Origin of the sequence: Phytopseudomonas punonensis, assembly GCF_900142655.1 — a bacterium.
GTDB lineage: Bacteria > Pseudomonadota > Gammaproteobacteria > Pseudomonadales > Pseudomonadaceae > Aquipseudomonas > Aquipseudomonas punonensis.
On sequence record NZ_FRBQ01000001.1, the window covers coordinates 1,097,909 to 1,114,255 of the forward strand.

General features: G+C 61.0%; 17 protein-coding genes. 10 read left to right on the forward strand and 7 right to left on the reverse strand.

The genetic code is table 11. The features are described from left to right. The first annotated feature begins 447 nt into the window (after nucleotides 1-447). The 9 genes from BUC40_RS04960 (at nucleotide 448) to BUC40_RS05000 (ending at nucleotide 8,688) form a co-directional block, all read left to right on the forward strand. Nucleotides 448-909: a hypothetical protein gene (locus BUC40_RS04960; RefSeq protein ID WP_073263172.1), complete on the forward strand. Its 462-nt coding sequence runs from the start codon at nucleotides 448-450 to the stop codon at nucleotides 907-909. 21 nt (nucleotides 910-930) lie between these two features. Then, complete coding sequence (locus BUC40_RS04965; RefSeq protein ID WP_073263174.1) at nucleotides 931-2,043, forward strand: DUF2169 family type VI secretion system accessory protein; 1,113 nt, start codon at nucleotides 931-933, stop codon at nucleotides 2,041-2,043. Next, the gene (locus tag BUC40_RS22625) at nucleotides 2,033-3,715 is read left to right on the forward strand and encodes a DUF4150 domain-containing protein (protein ID WP_073263177.1); all 1,683 of its coding nucleotides are present in this window, start codon (nucleotides 2,033-2,035) and stop codon (nucleotides 3,713-3,715) included. The genes BUC40_RS04965 and BUC40_RS22625 overlap by 11 nt, the downstream gene beginning before the upstream one ends. A 17-nt stretch (nucleotides 3,716-3,732) precedes the next feature. Next, nucleotides 3,733-4,488: a PoNi-like cognate immunity protein gene (locus BUC40_RS04975; protein WP_083593319.1), complete on the forward strand. Its 756-nt coding sequence runs from the start codon at nucleotides 3,733-3,735 to the stop codon at nucleotides 4,486-4,488. A 138-nt stretch (nucleotides 4,489-4,626) separates the two neighbouring features. Continuing rightward, on the forward strand, nucleotides 4,627-5,580 hold the full coding sequence (locus BUC40_RS04980) for a hypothetical protein (RefSeq protein ID WP_073263179.1): 954 nt from the start codon (nucleotides 4,627-4,629) through the stop codon (nucleotides 5,578-5,580). Between the two features lie 302 nt (nucleotides 5,581-5,882). Further along, nucleotides 5,883-6,278: a hypothetical protein gene (locus tag BUC40_RS04985; protein WP_073263181.1), complete on the forward strand. Its 396-nt coding sequence runs from the start codon at nucleotides 5,883-5,885 to the stop codon at nucleotides 6,276-6,278. 121 nt (nucleotides 6,279-6,399) lie between these two features. Then, nucleotides 6,400-6,948 (forward strand): hypothetical protein, encoded by a 549-nt coding sequence (locus BUC40_RS04990; protein ID WP_073263183.1) that lies wholly within the window; start codon nucleotides 6,400-6,402, stop codon nucleotides 6,946-6,948. 66 nt (nucleotides 6,949-7,014) lie between these two features. Beyond that, entirely contained in the window at nucleotides 7,015-7,977 is a 963-nt protein-coding gene (locus tag BUC40_RS04995; RefSeq protein WP_073263185.1) for a hypothetical protein, read from the forward strand. A 63-nt stretch (nucleotides 7,978-8,040) separates the two neighbouring features. Then, nucleotides 8,041-8,688, forward strand: a complete 648-nt coding sequence (locus BUC40_RS05000) for an HAD family hydrolase (RefSeq protein ID WP_073263187.1) — start codon at nucleotides 8,041-8,043, stop codon at nucleotides 8,686-8,688. 20 nt (nucleotides 8,689-8,708) lie between these two features. Here BUC40_RS05000 and BUC40_RS05005 read toward each other — a convergent pair whose 3' ends face one another. Then, a complete protein-coding gene (locus BUC40_RS05005; protein WP_073263189.1) occupies nucleotides 8,709-8,963 on the reverse strand; it encodes a DUF1161 domain-containing protein in 255 nt (84 codons plus the stop codon). A gap of 34 nt (nucleotides 8,964-8,997) precedes the next feature. Then, entirely contained in the window at nucleotides 8,998-10,074 is a 1,077-nt protein-coding gene (locus tag BUC40_RS05010) for an aminopeptidase (protein WP_073263191.1), read from the reverse strand. Between the two features lie 102 nt (nucleotides 10,075-10,176). On the opposite strand from BUC40_RS05010, the gene BUC40_RS05015 reads away from it, so the two are divergent. After that, nucleotides 10,177-10,596: a PA0061/PA0062 family lipoprotein gene (locus tag BUC40_RS05015; protein WP_073263193.1), complete on the forward strand. Its 420-nt coding sequence runs from the start codon at nucleotides 10,177-10,179 to the stop codon at nucleotides 10,594-10,596. Nucleotides 10,597-10,657: 61 nt separating this feature from the next. Here BUC40_RS05015 and BUC40_RS05020 read toward each other — a convergent pair whose 3' ends face one another. The 5 genes from BUC40_RS05020 to BUC40_RS05040 form a co-directional block, all read right to left on the reverse strand. Next, the gene (locus BUC40_RS05020) at nucleotides 10,658-11,083 is read right to left on the reverse strand and encodes an OsmC family protein (protein WP_073263195.1); all 426 of its coding nucleotides are present in this window, start codon (nucleotides 11,081-11,083) and stop codon (nucleotides 10,658-10,660) included. Between the two features lie 86 nt (nucleotides 11,084-11,169). Next, nucleotides 11,170-12,165, reverse strand: coding sequence for an LLM class flavin-dependent oxidoreductase (locus BUC40_RS05025; protein ID WP_073263197.1), 996 nt, complete (start codon nucleotides 12,163-12,165; stop codon nucleotides 11,170-11,172). A gap of 159 nt (nucleotides 12,166-12,324) precedes the next feature. Further along, a complete protein-coding gene (locus tag BUC40_RS05030) occupies nucleotides 12,325-12,549 on the reverse strand; it encodes a DUF1161 domain-containing protein (RefSeq protein ID WP_073263199.1) in 225 nt (74 codons plus the stop codon). A gap of 112 nt (nucleotides 12,550-12,661) precedes the next feature. Further along, nucleotides 12,662-12,877: a dodecin gene (locus tag BUC40_RS05035; protein WP_073263201.1), complete on the reverse strand. Its 216-nt coding sequence runs from the start codon at nucleotides 12,875-12,877 to the stop codon at nucleotides 12,662-12,664. 293 nt (nucleotides 12,878-13,170) lie between these two features. Beyond that, the gene (locus BUC40_RS05040) at nucleotides 13,171-16,053 is read right to left on the reverse strand and encodes an HD domain-containing phosphohydrolase (protein ID WP_073263203.1); all 2,883 of its coding nucleotides are present in this window, start codon (nucleotides 16,051-16,053) and stop codon (nucleotides 13,171-13,173) included. Nucleotides 16,054-16,347: the final 294 nt, after the last annotated feature.

Below are 16,347 nucleotides of genomic sequence, written 5' to 3' on the forward strand. Positions count from 1 at the left end.
TGACCCAACTGCTGGCTCACGAGGTGGGCCATGCCACCCACCCCTACGAGGAAAACCTTTCCTCCAAGGCGGCCTACGTCAGCGGTGCTCTGCAAGACGAGGGCGCTGCGGTACTGAACAACATCAAGGTACAGCGAGAGATCATCGCCAATGGCGGCCCGGACATCAGCATCAATGGTTCGGCGGCCAACCATGCGGCGTACAACGCAGCCTACGACCAGCTCGTCAGCAGCGGCGATACGGGTGCAGCCCGCAAGGCCGTCGGCCAGGCGTGGGGCAGCGAAACCTCATCGGTCAAGGTCGACGGCCAGTTCGTCACGTACAACGATTATTACGGCAGCTGGTATGACGATAATGCCGACGATTAAGCGGCCCTTTTTCAGGCTCTGTGCCTACCTGCTTGTAGCGAGCACGGCAGCCTGTTCAACAGCGAACGAGAACCAACGGATGAACCAAGCCCCTTTCACGCTCTGGCAAACCATCGAGCAACTGGCGCAGCAAGGGCCGCTGACCAAGGCCAAGATCGAGCAGACGCTGGGCAGCACCCTGCAGTTGGACAAGCAGGATGAGCACCGCACCCGCTGGATTGGTGGCGAGGTTGTCCTGCAAGGCAACGTGCGCATCGCGCAGACTGGTTTCACGGTACTCAATAAGGAGCATGCGGCCCGGCAGAGCACCGTCGGCCTGTTTCTGACCGGTGCCTGCATAGGTCGCCATGACATAGAAGCGCAGTATGGTGAACTGCTTCTGGTCTCGGCCCCGCGTGGCCGCTCACCGCACGAGACAAGCGTTTGGGAAAGCGCACGCCCCTGGGGCCAACTGCGCTTCGCGTTCAAGCAGAACAACCCCGAGTGCCTGCACAGCGTGTCGATCATTCCAGCCGCGCAATCGATACCTGGCGAAGCTTGATTCATAGCGAACGGACATAGCGTGCAGATCGATAATCGCAGTGGTTTCCCCCATGCCTGGCTCGAGAAAACCGGCCCAGGCGGCGTCGTTTACGACGTCCTGGTGCTGCGCGGCACCTTTGCGCTGACCGGTAGCTATCTTCCACTGCAGCGGGCCGATGTGCAGGCACCCATCGTCTATGCCGATGAGTACGATGGCCATCCCGAAGCCAACCCGCTGCAGAGCGTGCTGCGCCGCGAAGGCGACCTGACGCTGCTCAAACAGGCCAGTGATATCTACGTCACGGGTACCGCCCGTAGCGAAGACGGTGTCGCCCTACCTGGCTGGCTCGCCGGCATTCGCGTCGGCACACAGCGCAAGCTGCTGCAACTGCACGGCCCGCGGCGCTTCGAACGCCACGGGCAGGAATGGCGCCTGAGCAGCGCTGAACCCGTCAACCAGGTGCCCCTCGACTACCGCTATGCCTTCGGTGGCTGCTACAGCGTGATGGCGAGCGAACAGAGCCCGGTAGAGCGGGTGTACAACCCCGATAATCCCGCCGGGTGCGGCTGGCTGCCCAGCGAGGCTGACCTAACGGCCGTGTCGCCCGAGGCCCAGGCGCAGATACGCCAATGGCTGGAGGGCGTAAGCGAGCTGCCGGCTCCACAGATCGAGGACGTCGATGCGCCCATCACCAGCCCCCATGACGCGCTGCCGCCACAAGGCTTCGCCCCCCTCGCCCGCTGGAGCCAGGCACGCCTGCAATACGCCGGCACCTACGACGAACACTGGCAGCGCGAGCGCTATCCCCTGCTGCCCGACGACTTCGACGAACGCTTCTACCAGGCTGCGCCGCCTGGGCTGATCCAGCCCGGCTACCTGACCGGTGACGAATTCATCTCCCTGCTCGGCATGCTGCCCGAGGGCCTGACGCATTTCCGTCTGCCCGGGATCCTGGCGCTGGTATCGCTGACCCCGTTCCACGGCCGTACCCGACAAGGGCCGCTGGTGCTCGACACCGTGGCCATCGACCTGGATGCCCGGCACGTCTCGCTGATCTGGCGCGGCACCTTCGAGCGTGGCGAGCCCTGGCGGCGGTTGGCGATCGGCACGCTGGACGTTCCCCTGGTGCAGGAGGACGTGCATGGCACTTGATGTAGACATCGGGGCCGGGCGGTACCACAACGCCGACCTGTTCCGTAAGAACTTCGGTATCGACAGCGCCGAACAGGCCGCAGGCGCCCTCAACAATCTGGATAGCCTGTATGCCCGTGGCGGCCACCCCTGGGAAGCTTTCACCGCCAACGGCGAATACTTTCCGGGCCAGCGCGAGAGCTTCGACAAGACCGCCAGACAGGTCAAGGATCTGTACGACAAAGGGGTCTACAAGGATGGCGAGCTGGCGGAGTCAAAACCAACGGAGGACGGCAAGGATCTCGTGGGCAACGCCCGCCACGCCGCCAACGACAGCCATGAATGGAAAGCCGTCTGCTCGGTACCGGATTTCTGCAAGGTCGGCAATGCCGTGGTGCCATTCGACAGCTTCGCCACCATCGGCAACCAGACCCAGTCCTCACCGGACGTGAAAGCCCAAGGCGTGCCGGTGTATCGCGTCGGCGACCTGCACAAGGGCGTGCAGGGCGATGCCGGTTCCCACGTGGTCGCCGGCACTTCGCTCGGCGGCGGCCACGTCAAATTTCTCAGCGGCCAGAACGACGTCAAGGTCAACGGTATCCCGCTGGTACGCCAGGACAGCACCTGCCTGGTCAATTGCAATGGCGCCGGTATCGGCGGTGCGCTGGGCAAGGTCGTCACTACCCAGCGCGGCGCAGATACCCAAGCCGAAAAAACCGCCGAGGAGACCAACCCGGAACTGCAGGCGCTGCTCGACGCCGAAGCCGACGAGCGCTCGCTGTGGGAGAAGACCAAAGACTTCGGTTCCGGCGCCTGGAGCAGCACCAAACGCATAGCCGAGGCCAGCGTTGACGACCCGCTGGATACCGGCGTTGGTGTACTCAAGGGCATTGGCAACCTGCCCACGGATCTCTGGAACCTCGGGGTGATGGCCAGCAAGTACAGCACGGCGGCGGGCATCCCCCCTATCGCGCTGCGCGCCCAGGTCATGGAAAAGGCCGCCCTTGCCGCCCACCAGGCCGGCGACCTGACCAAGGCCAACGAACTGGCCAGCCAGGCCAGCAAGATGATGAATGCAGGCTACGCCGGGGATCTGTTCGAGCTGACCAGCGACGCACAGACCGGTGGCTCTGTACTGTCGATGTTCATACCCGGCAGCGTGGTGGTGAAGGGAGCGAGTAGAGCGGGCAAGGCAGCACGTGGAGTGCGAGTTCTGGATGAGGCGGCCGACGCCGAGAAAGCTGTAGATGTAGGCAAGAGTTCAGGCCCTGGGGTGCACGTCAAGGCGGCAACAGGCGAGAAGGCGGCACATGAGGCCATGGTAGGCAAAGGATACGAGCCGTTGGGTAAAACGGACGGCAACTACAAGCCCGGGCAGAACGGCATAGATGGTGTCTACAAGAACTCAAACCCGCCCCCCGAATACATCATCACCGAGGCAAAGTACGGCTCATCGCAGCTCAACAAGAGATTGGCCGATGGAGCGAATCAGATGGATGATGCCTGGGTAATGAAGCGCCTCGATAGCACCGTCGGCAGAGAGCAAGCGGATCTGATCAGGGATGCGATGGATGCCGGCACCGTGCAAAAGATTCTACTCAGGGTAGATGAAGGCGGTAACGTAACGCCAAGACTTATCGACAGCTCTGGCAATGTGGTCAGGGGTAACGCCGGAAAGGTTCCGGGATTTTGAGACAGAGGGGCAGATCAATGCCGCGCGATATGCTAAAGAGCAAAGAGTTCTTCGACAAATGGATTTCGTATGACCTGGAGAGAATGCAACAGAAGCAGAACCGTCTCGACTCTGGAGGCATACCGCTGCCCTACGGCAAGGTAACCGCCGCTGCGGATCTCTGCAATAAGGCGCTTGAAGTCATCGTCATGAGCTATTCGCGTGGCGACCGGGTTGCCGATTTGAGCGGCCATATAGTCAGACTGCTCGCTGAGCGTGAGCAACTCAAAGCGCTGTGCGAGGCCCTGCCTAAGGACGAGCAAAAAAAACGCATCCAATATGAGCGACTGAGTTTCGACAACTACCTGGATTTCTTCTGGTGGCTCTCTCTGGCCGTCTGTCTCGGTATGGACGAAGCACACCTTGAGCGCGTAATCGCGCTGATCAACAACGCAGGCCAGGACGCACTACTGGATCGTATCGCCGTGAAACTCGGCGCTCATCAGCGTGCCGTATCCAACGAATTGGTGTTCCCCAAGCAATATGCGCTGTTGCTGCAAGCACTGGATGCGCCTTCGCAAGAGCAATCCAATCTGGTCAAGAAATTCCTCGACGGCTGGTACAAAGGCAACAAGAACCTCGCCGCATGGTACGACACTCACAAAGGTGAAGACACCGGTTACGTTGGTTATTGGTGCTTTGAAGCGGCACTGGTAGTGAAGCTATTTGGAATAGACGATTCGTCTTTCAGAACGCATGCGCACTATCCGGCTGACTTAGCTCACAACACCTGATTTCTATAGCATCGCTTCACCCGCAATCGCCTGCACCGATATGGGATGTGAATCAGTGATTCGTATCGGTCAGGCTGCTAATCAGGCACAGGTCGCAACTTCGCCAGCATCGGCAACCAGACCCAATCCTCATCGGACGTGAAAGCCCAGGGCGTGCCGGTGTATCGCGTCGGCGACCTGCACAAGGGCGTCCAGGGCGATGCCGGTTCCCACGTGGTCGCCGGCACTTCGCTCGGCGGCGGCCACGTCAAATTTCTCAGCGGCCAGAACGACGTCAAGGTCAACGGTATCCCGCTGGTACGCCAGGACAGCACCTGCCTGGTCAATTGCAATGGCGCAGGTATCGGCGGTGCGCTGGGCAAGGTCGTCACTACCCAGCGCGGCGCAGATACCCAAGCCGAAAAAACCGCCGAGGAGACCAACCCGGAACTGCAGGCGCTGCTCGACGCAGAAGCCGACGAGCGCTCGCTGTGGGAGAAGACCAAGGACTTCGGTTCCGGCGCCTGGAGCAACACCAAGCGAATCGCAGGAGCGAGTGCAGACGACCCGTTAGATACCGGCGTCGGCGTGCTTAAGGGCATTGGCAACCTGCCCACCGACCTATGGAACCTGGGCGTAGTGGCCAGCAAATACACATCAGTGGCCGGCATCCCTCCAGTCGCCGTGCAGGCCAACGCCATGGAAAAGGCAGCCCTTGCCGCCCACCAGGCCGGCGAACTGGCCAGCCAGGCCAGCAAGATGATGAACGCGGGCTACGCCGGGGATCTGTTCGAGCTGACCAGTGATGCACAGACCGGCGGCTCTGTACTGTCGATGTTCATCCCCGGCAGCGTGGTGGTGAAGGGGGCGAGTAGAGCCGGCAAGGCGGTGCGTGGGGCACATGCGCTGGATTCAGCGGTCGATACGGGAGCCGCAGGAAAAAAGCCCAACAAGGTGTGCATATTGCGCCTAGAAGCACAGCCTGGACGGAGCTTGCGAAAAAAATCAGAGCCTACATCAAAGATGTCGAAGCTCGCACCGGTCGGAAGATCCCTGAAAACCAAAGAAAATTGCTTGAGCAAGACCTACGATCCAATAAGTACCAGCGCTTAGATGTGGAGGCCGCAGCGGCGCACCGGACTGACTTCAATCGAGTGAAAAACGATTTGATTCAGAGTGGGAAAAATACAAATCAGAAATGGCCAAGGTATAGCGAAGATGTACTCTCGAAAAACGGCTCCGTTATTCGACGTGTTGGACAACCCTACGATGCACATCACTCGATTGACTCCAGCTACGGCGGATCCAATAAATGGTGGAATATGCATCCAGCCAGATTCCCAGATCAACATCAGGGCGGAATACATAGATCGGGCAGCCCGGCACGAGACTTATTCGAAAAGTGAGAGCAAATCATGAGCATGTACCTGGATTATCAAAATGCGAAGGGCAAAGGTTCCTTAATCGACAGGATGATTCCAATTTCGCCAAATGATGAGGCCGCTATCCGTGCTCTCTACCCGGCTATTCCCGCTGACTATATGGATTTCCTTTTGACTGTTGGCGCAGGAGAGATTGGTGATGCTGCATTCGCACTCTACAGTGGGCCAGTTGAACCCGAAGAGATCTATGGAGATAGCGATGGTGTCGAAAACGTCCTGCTCATAGGCGATGACCTCCAGGGCTTCAACGTGGGTTATGAAATAGATACATGGAACCTGGTAGAGATTGACCCTACAAATCGCAGTACAAGGAAAGTGGCATCCGATTTTGAGAGTTTCATACGAGCACTCGTCAGCACTTACTCCTGAGCGAGATAACAGGTCGCCAAAAAAGAATACATAACATCTACTCAGCCTAAAACTGGGCCGTATCTTCTTGTTTAAGCGGCCCGGTGACTATCTCAGCACGGGCCCCATCTAGAATCGCCCCATGAAAAACCCACGCTCCAACTTCCTGGCCGTCCTCTCCATCTTCGCAATCGCCGCCGCCGTGATCGGCGGGTTCTGCCTGATCGGCTTGGCCTTTTATCTGTTCTTCAATGGTGCGGTCTTCATCGACGGTGTGGCCAGTGCCGCGCTCTTGCTGGTGTTCGCTGCCATTGCCTGGAAGGCCCGCATCACCTGGGCAAAGCCGGTGGCGGCGGCGGTACTGATTGCCATCACCGCCTATGTCGGCATGTTCCTCGATGCCCGTGGCAACCCGGCCTACAACAAGCCGCTGGAGTGGTTGTTCGCCCCAGCGGGAACCCAGTTGCAGACCCGCGAGATCGTCACCCATGGCGGCGGCAGCACCGGGGTGAATTACGATTTCCACTTCGTCGATGCCAGCGGCCAGCGGTTGGATGAACTCAGCAGCTGGGTGGTGGTGCCCTTTCGCGTCCTTGAGTACCTGCTGATTCTGACGGCCTTCATGTGGCCGCTCAGCTGGCTGCGCGACCGCTTCGGCCGTTCGCAATGGCTGCCGCCGCCGTCGCGGTAGGCCCCGTTTGAATCGCGATACAGTCCGCCGTTAAACGCGTCTTTTCCCGCCTAATCAGGAATCTTCATGGTCAACCCCTACGCGATAAATCCGGTCGAGCCTGTCTCTTCCAATGACACTCGCCAAGCGTCACGGCTGCCCATACGCCTGCTGTTCACCGCGCTAGCGTGCTGCACGGCAAGCTTGGTGATCCACTGGGTCATCATGTGGCTGACGCTGGAGCCGGAGTATTTCCAGGCCTACCTGAACAACCTGTGGCAGCTGGCCGCCTATTGGCTGAGTGCGCTGGCGGTCGATGGCTGTAGCGCGCTGCTGCTCGCCCGCTACTATCTGCAGCGTCACAACTTGGTGGATGTCAGCCACCCGGCGCGGCTTATGGCACTGTTTGTGGGGCTGTATCTGATTGCTATTTTCGTGGTCGGCCTGCTCTACAACCTGTTGTGGGCGCAGATAGGGCCCTGGCTGTACGAAAATGCCGGTGGATTCTCGCCAACTCTGCTCATGCTGCCACTCAACCTGGTGTCCTTCATGCTGGCGACCCTGCTGCCGCTGTGGCTGAGCTTGCACCTGATGCGCCGCGCGGGGCAGTTCCAAACCGGCCTCACCCGAGTGAGTCGTGGCCAGACCGCACTGGCCTTCGGCCTGCTGTTCCTCGTGTTCTACACCAAGCTGCTGACGCTGCTGCCTTCCACCGCCATCAGCCCCTACGGCATGGAATGGATGCTCGGGCTAAGCAGTGCCATCGGCCTGGTGTACGGGCTGGTGGCGCTGATCGCCGCCCACCGCTCCCTCCCGGCGCAGTTACCGCGGCTGGCCATAGGCCGCTTGTTGGCGAGCGTGCTGGTATGCATGGTGATCTGGCTGTTGGTGGCCGGCGTGCTGGGTTTCGTGTTGCTGGTGGCGCTGTACGCCGGCTCGGAGTTTCTGGTGCTGGTGTTGATGGTGCTGTTCGGCGTTCTGTTGCTGGCGCTACTCTGGCCGGTGACCCACCTGAGCCTGCGCTGGATCTACCGTCCGCTCGCCGCCTGAGTTGCCGCGGCGCCTTGCGGTGCGGGACAATCCGCGCCGACTCAGGCCAGTGGATACCCCGACATGCAGCAGCGCACCGTTCTCTTCGACCTCGACGGTACCCTCACCGACCCGCGTGAAGGCATCACCCGCTCGGTGCAATATGCGCTGTCGAAACTGGATATCCACGAGCCCGACCTAGTAGCGCTGGAGCACTTCATCGGCCCGCCATTGCTGCAGTGCTTCATGCACACCTACGGCCTGACGGAGGCGCGCGCCTGGGAGGCGGTAAATCACTACCGTGACCGCTTCCGCGAGGTTGGCCTCTACGAAAACCAGCTGTTCGACGGGGTGATCGAGTTCCTGCAACTGCTGCAGGATCAGGGCCGCACCTTGTACATCGCTACCAGCAAACCCACGGTGTTTGCCACCGAGATCGCCCGGCACTTCGATTTCGCACGCTACTTCAAAGCCATCTACGGCAGCGAGTTGGATGGTACGCGCACGGACAAGGTGGATCTGATCGCCCACCTGCTCGAGCAGGAAGGCCTGGCTGCGGCCGACACACTGATGATCGGCGACCGCAAGCACGACCTGATTGGCGCCCATAGCAACGGCTTGCAGGCGGTGGCGGTCGGTTACGGGTTCGGTAGCCTGGAAGAACTCACGGGCGAGCGCCCGGCTTACCATGTGCAAACCCTGGCGCAGCTGCACCAGGCATTCGCTGGCTGAAGCGATAGCTGCCTAGGCCGCTACATCATCCGTGAGCCGGTCAGGTCATTGCGCTGGTAGATCACCTTGCGGCTGCCGCCATCGCAGGTACCGATGACCATGGCGTCATCTTCGACTTCTTCATTGGGCACGATCTCCAGCGTGTAGCTACCCACGCCCGCCGCCTGGATCTTCACTTCGATTTCCTGCTTCAGCTCTTCGCACGACTTGGGCGCTGCCCAGGCACTGCTGCTCATTACGCCCAGCACCAGCATCACTGCCGTCCATCCTTTCATCACGACCATCCTCTGCGTGTAGTTGGTTCAGACCCTAGTCTGAGACAGCAGCCAGCGCTTGCAGTTGTATAAGCCGTTGCGTTTGTGACAAAGCCCCCAGTTCGGCAACCCGCCGATAGAACGTCGGCCAGTCGCCGTTGACCTCGGCAAACAGCCTGGCGAACGCCGAGACCCACTGATCATAGAGCCCAAAGGGCAGCAGCTTGGCATTGTTCAAAGGGCCATTGATCCAGCCGTCGTAGTAGCCCACGCCATTCCACTGACTGGCGCACAGTTGCCGATACTCGGTGCGCAAGCGCTCGAATTCCGCCAGCTTGCCGGCGCGCATCGCTTCGTTATCCAGGCCACTGGCGTAGAGGGTTTCTAGACGTGCGCGGCTGGCCAATACCAGCTCGGTGAATTGTTCCCGCGGCTGAATACCGAGCTCTTTCGGCGCCGGCAGACCACGCGCAGCCCGCCACTGGCGCAAGCCCTGCTGCTCGACGAAGGTGGCATAGGACTCATTGAACGCCGTGTCGCCCGCCAGGTAATACTGCTGGTGTGCCAGCTCGTGAAAGATCACCGCCACCAAGCGCTCATCGCTCCAGCGCAGCATGGTGTTGAGGATCGGATCATCGAACCAGCCCAGCGTCGAATAGGCTTCGACGCCCCCCAGATAAGTGTCCAGGCCCTGCGCCTTGAGCAATGCCGCCGCGCCACGAGCACGGTTCTGCTCGTAAAACCCGCGATAGGCCACGCAGCCGGCAATCGGGAAGCAATGCAACTGCGGCTGCAGCGAAAACTCGGGCGTTGCAAACAGATTCCACACCACGAAAGGCCGCTGCAGATCGGCATACAGGCGGTAGCTGCGGTTATCTGGCAGGGCCAGCTGCGCACTGGCGAACCGGCGAGCCTCCTGGGATAGAACTAGGCGCTGACGCACCTGCGCATCGGTCGCCCGATCGTCGATCACGGCCTGCACCGGTTGCCGTGCGCCCAGCAGCTGCAATTGCCCGCGCGCCAGCTGCCCGTAGTAATCGACTGTGCTGCAGCCGGTCAGCAGCAGCGCCAGCAGGGGAACCGCGGCGCGGCGCGAAAGGTCGACAAGAAGAGAAGTGCGCTGCTCGAACATGGCTATCGTCATGCGAAGGTAAACGCCACATCCTACCGCGAACTCACGACAGCATTGCGCGATACTGCGCCCACCAGCATACGCGCCAAGGGAGACACCACGATGCGCCAGCCTTTACTGCTCGCCAGCTTGTTGCTACTTGGCGCCTGCGCTTCGCCGCTGCCCGCTGCAGACCCCAACATGGCCTGGATCGACCTCAAGGGTGAAGGCATCGACTTGCTGATGGCAGAGCGTCTCGACCGCGAGCGCGTCAACGATGGGCGTTACTTTCAGGTCACGCCCGGTGCCCACGAACTGGAGATGCGCTATCGCTTCGAAATAGCCGGCGGTGGCAGCACTTCGATGATGTCCGAGCCACAGCAGCTAACCTGTGACGTGCGCATTCGCTACGACGACTTCAAAGCTGGCCAGCGTTATCGCGTCGAGGCTCGCTCGGTGGTGATGCGGGCCCATGCGGTGCTCTACGATGCCGACCGCAACGTGCTGGCACGGGGCAAGAATCTGCGCTGCGGCACTTTTTGATCTGAGAGATAAAAACGCCTGAGCCGCACAAGGCGGCTCAGGCGTCGCAGGCAGGAGCCGATCAGGCTTCCAATACCACTTCCAGGGTGATGTCCGCATTCAGCACCTTGGATACCGGGCAACCGGTCTTGGCGGTCTCTACCGCTTTCTCGAACGCAGCGCGGTCAGCGCCTGGGATCCTGGCTTTCAGCGACAGGTGCACCGCCGTGATGGCAAAGCCGTCGCCCTGCTTGTCGAGGGTCACTTCGGCCTTGGTGTCGATGCTTTCAGCGGTCATACCCGCTTCGCCCAGCTCCTTGGACAGCGCCATGGAGAAGCAGCCGGCATGGGCCGCACCGATCAATTCTTCCGGGTTGGTGCCGGGCTTGTCTTCGAAGCGGGTGTTGAAGCCGTAGGGTTGCTCGGAGAGCACGCCGCTCTGGGTGGAAATGGTGCCTTTGCCGTCCTTGATGCCGCCCTGCCAATGGGCCGATGCTGTCTTCTTCATCTCTGTGCTCCTGTTGATGAGGGATACAGAATTCAGAGAGACAGCGGCCAGGCAAGTTCGAGTTTTTTACCGCCAGCGCAAGGTGATCAGCGCAGCCCGGCGACGATATCGAAGGCGTGCAAACGGTCGGCAAAGTCGTAGTGGTCGCAGGTAAAGATCAGCTCGTCGGCCTCGGTCTGCTCCAGCAACACCTCCAGGCGCGCCCGAATCTTCTGCGGGCCACCGATCACGGCCATTCCCAGGAAGCTGCCTACGGCATCGCGCTCGTGGGGCAGCCAGAGGCCTTCCATCGACTCCACTGGCGGGCGCTGCACCAGGCTCTGACCGCGGATCAACGAGAGAATCCGCTGGTAGGCTGAGGTCGCCAGGTATTGCGCCTGCTCGTCGCTATCGGCAGCCAGCAACGGAACGCCGAGCATCACGTAGGGCTTGTCGAGCACCTCAGACGGCGTGAAGGCATTGCGGTAGACGCGAATCGCCTCGTGCACATAGCGCGGCGCGAAGTGCGAGGCAAAGGCGTAAGGCAAGCCACGCTCACCGGCCAGCTGGGCACTGAACAGGCTGGAACCCAGCAGCCAGATCGGCACGTTGGTGCCGGTACCCGGTACGGCGATGACCCGTTGATCCGGTGTGCGCGGGCCGAGGTAGCGCTGCAGTTCGGCGACGTCCTGGGGAAAATCGTCAGCGCTGCCGGAGCGCTCGCGGCGCAGCGCGTGAGCGGTGAATTGGTCGGCGCCCGGCGCGCGGCCCAGGCCCAATTCGATGCGCCCCGGATAGAGGGTCGCCAGCGTGCCGAACTGCTCGGCGACCACCAGCGGCGCATGGTTGGGCAGCATCACCCCACCAGAACCGAGGCGAATGCGCGACGTGCCAGCCGCCAGGTAACCGAGCAGCACGGCGGTTGCCGAACTGGCGATGCCATCCATGTTGTGGTGCTCAGCGACCCAGAAGCGGTTGAAGTCCAATGACTCGACATGCCGGGCCAGCGCCAGCGAATTGTGCAGCGCCTGCTGCGGGCTGCCGTCGTCGCGGATGGGGGCCAGGTCGAGAACCGAGAAAGGAAGTTTGGCGAGTGCGGACATGAGATAACCCTTGCTGGTGGATAATGCCGGAGCATTAACCTAGTAAAACAGTAGGTCTTATCCTACGCCTCCCGACCGCCTCAGGCCACCTCGTGGCAAATTGCAGGCAGTAAAAAGCCGGCATCGCAGTGGCTGCGAGCCGGCTTTCGACCATCGTCATCAGTTGCGCTGGTAGACAATTTCCTTGGTGCCGCCATCGCAGGTGCCCACAACTTGGCGGTCAGTCACGCTACCTTTGTCGACGATTTCCAGGGTGTAGGACGAAGCACCCTTGGCCTGGATTTTCGCATCGATCTCGCTTTTCAGCGTTTCGCAGTCTTTAGCAGCTGCGAAGGTCGAGCCAGCGAGCGCCATCAGGCCTGCTGCAAACAACACTTTCTTCATCACAAACGCTCCCTCGTAACAGTGAACAACTCCGGGCGCCTTGAAGCGGCCCGACTCAATAAAGCCGCAGATTGCCGGTATGGCAAGTGGCTGCGGCTACAGATGCCCGCGATCAGCTGTTGGCGACGCGGAAGCCAACCTTCAGGGTTACCTGATAGTGGGCCACCGCGCCATCGGCGATGTGACCACGGGTTTCGGTGATTTCGAACCACTCCAGATGCCGAATACTCTTGCTCGCCTCGGCGATGGCATTGTTGATGGCATCTTCGATGCTGGTCGTGGATGAGCCAACCAGCTCGACCTTTTTGTAGGTGTGGTGATCCGACATATCCGCCTCCAGGGCTGTTAATTCGCATGGGCTGATTGCCCTTAATCAATCAGTCACTGGAGGGCGCTGCTAAGTTCAGGTTTTCGGTTACGCCACGGTGACAACGGGTGCACCCTGGATCTTACGCAGATAGCGCCGGCTTGGCGCAAAGGTAAGCCGGCTGTTACTGAGCGGGCTCTTGTCAGGCGAGGTTGAAGAAGGTGGCTACCGGGCAGCCTTGCGCTGCCCGGTTTGTAACCATTCCCAGCCACCGATCAATCGTGAACAGGCTGCAACCGGATCATGGCGTCTATTCAGGCGGGCAGCAGTGCTTCAAGTGCCGCGATGTCCACGGTGTCGATCTGGCTGGGGTGCATGTGGCGCTGTGCGAAAACGCGCCAGATGTCGCTTTGCAGGAAGTAGCGAAACAGCGCGACATCGAGGTGATTGTCTTTGCACATCAGGGCCATGATGCGCAGCGATTCGGACAGGCGCTTGGGCTCTTTATATGGCCGGTCGGCGGCGGTCAGGGCTTCGAACACATCGGCCAGCGTCATGATGCGGTCGGCCGTGGTCAACTCACTGGCGCTTAGCCGGCGCGGGTAGCCGTTGCCGTCGAGTCTTTCATGATGAGTGGCCGCGATCTCGGGCACCTTCGCGAGGTTCTGCGGCCAGGGCAGGTTACGCAGCATGATGTACGTTTGCACCACATGGTCGTTGATGCGAAAGCGATCTTCGGCGGTCAGCGTACCGCGCCGAATCGACAGGTTGTGCAGCTCGCCCATGTTTTGCCGATGGGGCGGCAGCTGCATGTCGAAGCCATAGTGATTGGCCGGGTCGTGCTTTTCTACAGGCGGTTTATCAGTGCCCCAGGCAATCGCGTGCTCGGGCCGGTTGGACAGCAGCGGTTCCATGACCGGCATTGCTGGCACGTCAGGCTGCGTGGCTTCCAATTGACGTAACTCGCCGATGGCCAGCCCCAACCGATTATCGAAATGCCGGACCCAGCCCTGGGCGCCGATACGCTCGATACGCTCCACGGCCGCATCGGCCAACACTTCACCGCCGATGTTGCATTGGGCCACATAGGCGAAGTCGTCGCTCAGCTCGCGGTGTCGGGCCTGTAGGGTGGCAGTCGATGCATCAACCGGCTGGCCCGCCAGCAGGCGGTCGCGGTGCGCAATTTCAGCGTCACGCCACAGCACCTCGAAGCGCATGCGCACCTCGTGAATACGGTTGTAAATGGTTTCGAGTTTGGTGCCCTTGTCGATGATGTGCTCGGGCGAGGTGACCTTGCCACAGTCATGCAGCCAGGCGCCCAGGTAGAACTCATAACGCTGCGCCGCGTCCATGCAAAACCCGCTGTAGGGGCCTGCAGTCTCGCGGTTCATCTGGTCTGCCAGCAGCAGCGCCAACTCGGGCACACGCTGGCAGTGGCCGCCTGTGTAGGGGCTCTTGGCATCGACTGCGTCGGCCATGAGCCGTATCACGCCGTCGAGCAAGCTCTTTTGTGCGTCGATCAGCTGCCGTGTTTCGATGGAGATGGCCAGCATGCCCGACAGCTGAGCCATAAAAACCGAAAAACCGTCGTCGGCATGCGTGGCCATGCCCTGGTGCGCCAGCACCAGCAGCCCCTGCAACTGACCGCTGCGGTCGCGCAGCTCCAGGTCCACCTGCTCCAGCCGAGGCGCACCGGCCTGAGCGGCAACGCGCGGGGCCTGGGCTGCAACGTAGCGGAACTGGCTGGGCAACCGCGCGCAGTGTTCACCTTCGAGGGCACTACGCTGCATGCTGCCGTCCTGGTACAGGTAGACCGCACCCGATACACACTGTGTGGCATGGACAACCTCATGCAGCACCGCTTGCAGCATGCGCGACATATCGGTCTCAGTAGCCAGGTGTTGGCTGATCGCCAGGAAGCAGTTGATCGTATCCGCCATGGCGTCCATATCGCGGGACAGCTCAGCCACTTCACGCACTACGCTCACGGGGCCTGCATGCGCGTGGGCCTTGAAGTCGAAGCTCCTTATGGCCTGTGTGCGCTGGGTCAAGCGGCCCAGGCTTCGGCCGATCAAATTGCCGCCCCACCAGCCCAACGGCAGGAAAGCGAGCACAGCGATGACGATGTAAAGAAGCGTGCGACGTTGCATCTGGCTGATGTCCTGCGTCAGCTCCTGGTAGGGGGCCGACATCAGCAGCCGTACGCCTTGGTTTTTCCACGTCGCGATGGGCAACGTCATGCCCAGCCACCGCTGGCCGGCCGCCTCAAAATCCTGGGCATCCGAACCGCCTTGCGGGGTGTTCACCAGATGCAGCAGGCTGGGCGCGCCGAGGTCATCGATCTTGCGAAAGTCGAATGTGTCGCCTCCGGGGATCAGTACACGAGACATGTCCGGGTAAGCCAGTACCTGGTTATCGGGGCCCAGCAGGGCCAGTTCAGTGCCTGGAGTCAGCTTCAGCTTGCCCAAGTACGAGGCCAGGTCACTCAGCGTTACGTCGACACCAATCACCGCGCCCCCGGAGCGGCTGGTCTGGCTGAGCGTCAGGCCGATCTGCTGCGTGGTAAAAAACACGTAGGGTGGGGACAACGCGGGCACGCCGGGAGCCTGCACGGCCGCCTGGTACCAAGGCCTGATTCGTGGGTCGAATGCGTAGTCCGGCTGCGGGCGACGCTCAAGTAGGTCGAGCTGTGCGTCGTAGAAAATGAATTCGCCCAGCGGCGCACCGCCAGCCGGGTGCGACATCGACTGGATCAGGTAGACGGCATCTGCAGGCGGCAGGAAACGCCGCTGGGCATCGCTGGCATCCAGCCGCCGGGCCAGGAAAAAATCCCCCGAGGCATGACCCACATAGAGGGCCGTCACCAGCGGGTTGGCTTTGAGCTCCTCGATCAGCACAAACGCCCGAGCCAGGCGTTCATCCACTTGAGTGTCCGTGGTGAGCGGGTCGAACGAGAGCTGGCGCAACGTGGCTTGCACAGGTTCGAGCACGCGGCCCATCTGTTCCGACATGAGGTTGCCGACATCGTGGAACTTGGTGGACGTCAACGACAGCACGGCCTGCGTGGTTCCGGCCTGCCCCACCAGATATACGATCAGTGCGCCGGTCAGTATGCAGGCCACCCCCATCATGGAAATCACGCTTTTGAAAGGCAAGCCAGCCCGGCGCAGCATGGTGAGTCGCGTAATGATGTCCATAGCTACCTGCCGTCCATGTAGAGAGATGGCGCACGACGCTCCGGCCAAACCGGTGAGGTTTGGGGGTGCAGCGGCGCATGGTTGCCCAGATACAAGCGGGTTGTTGACCCTGAAGCATAGCGGCCAAAACTGTCGCAAGCAGGCGTAATACATGCCGACGCAGAAGCTGGCAGCCAGCCGTAATCGGGCACCTGCCAAGCCGCCTTCGCTGATGCGGGTACAAGCCTCACACCGCAACGGACGCCAGCCACGTGTAATCAATCCAGTTCACAAAGCGCAGCCGCCCGCCTACAA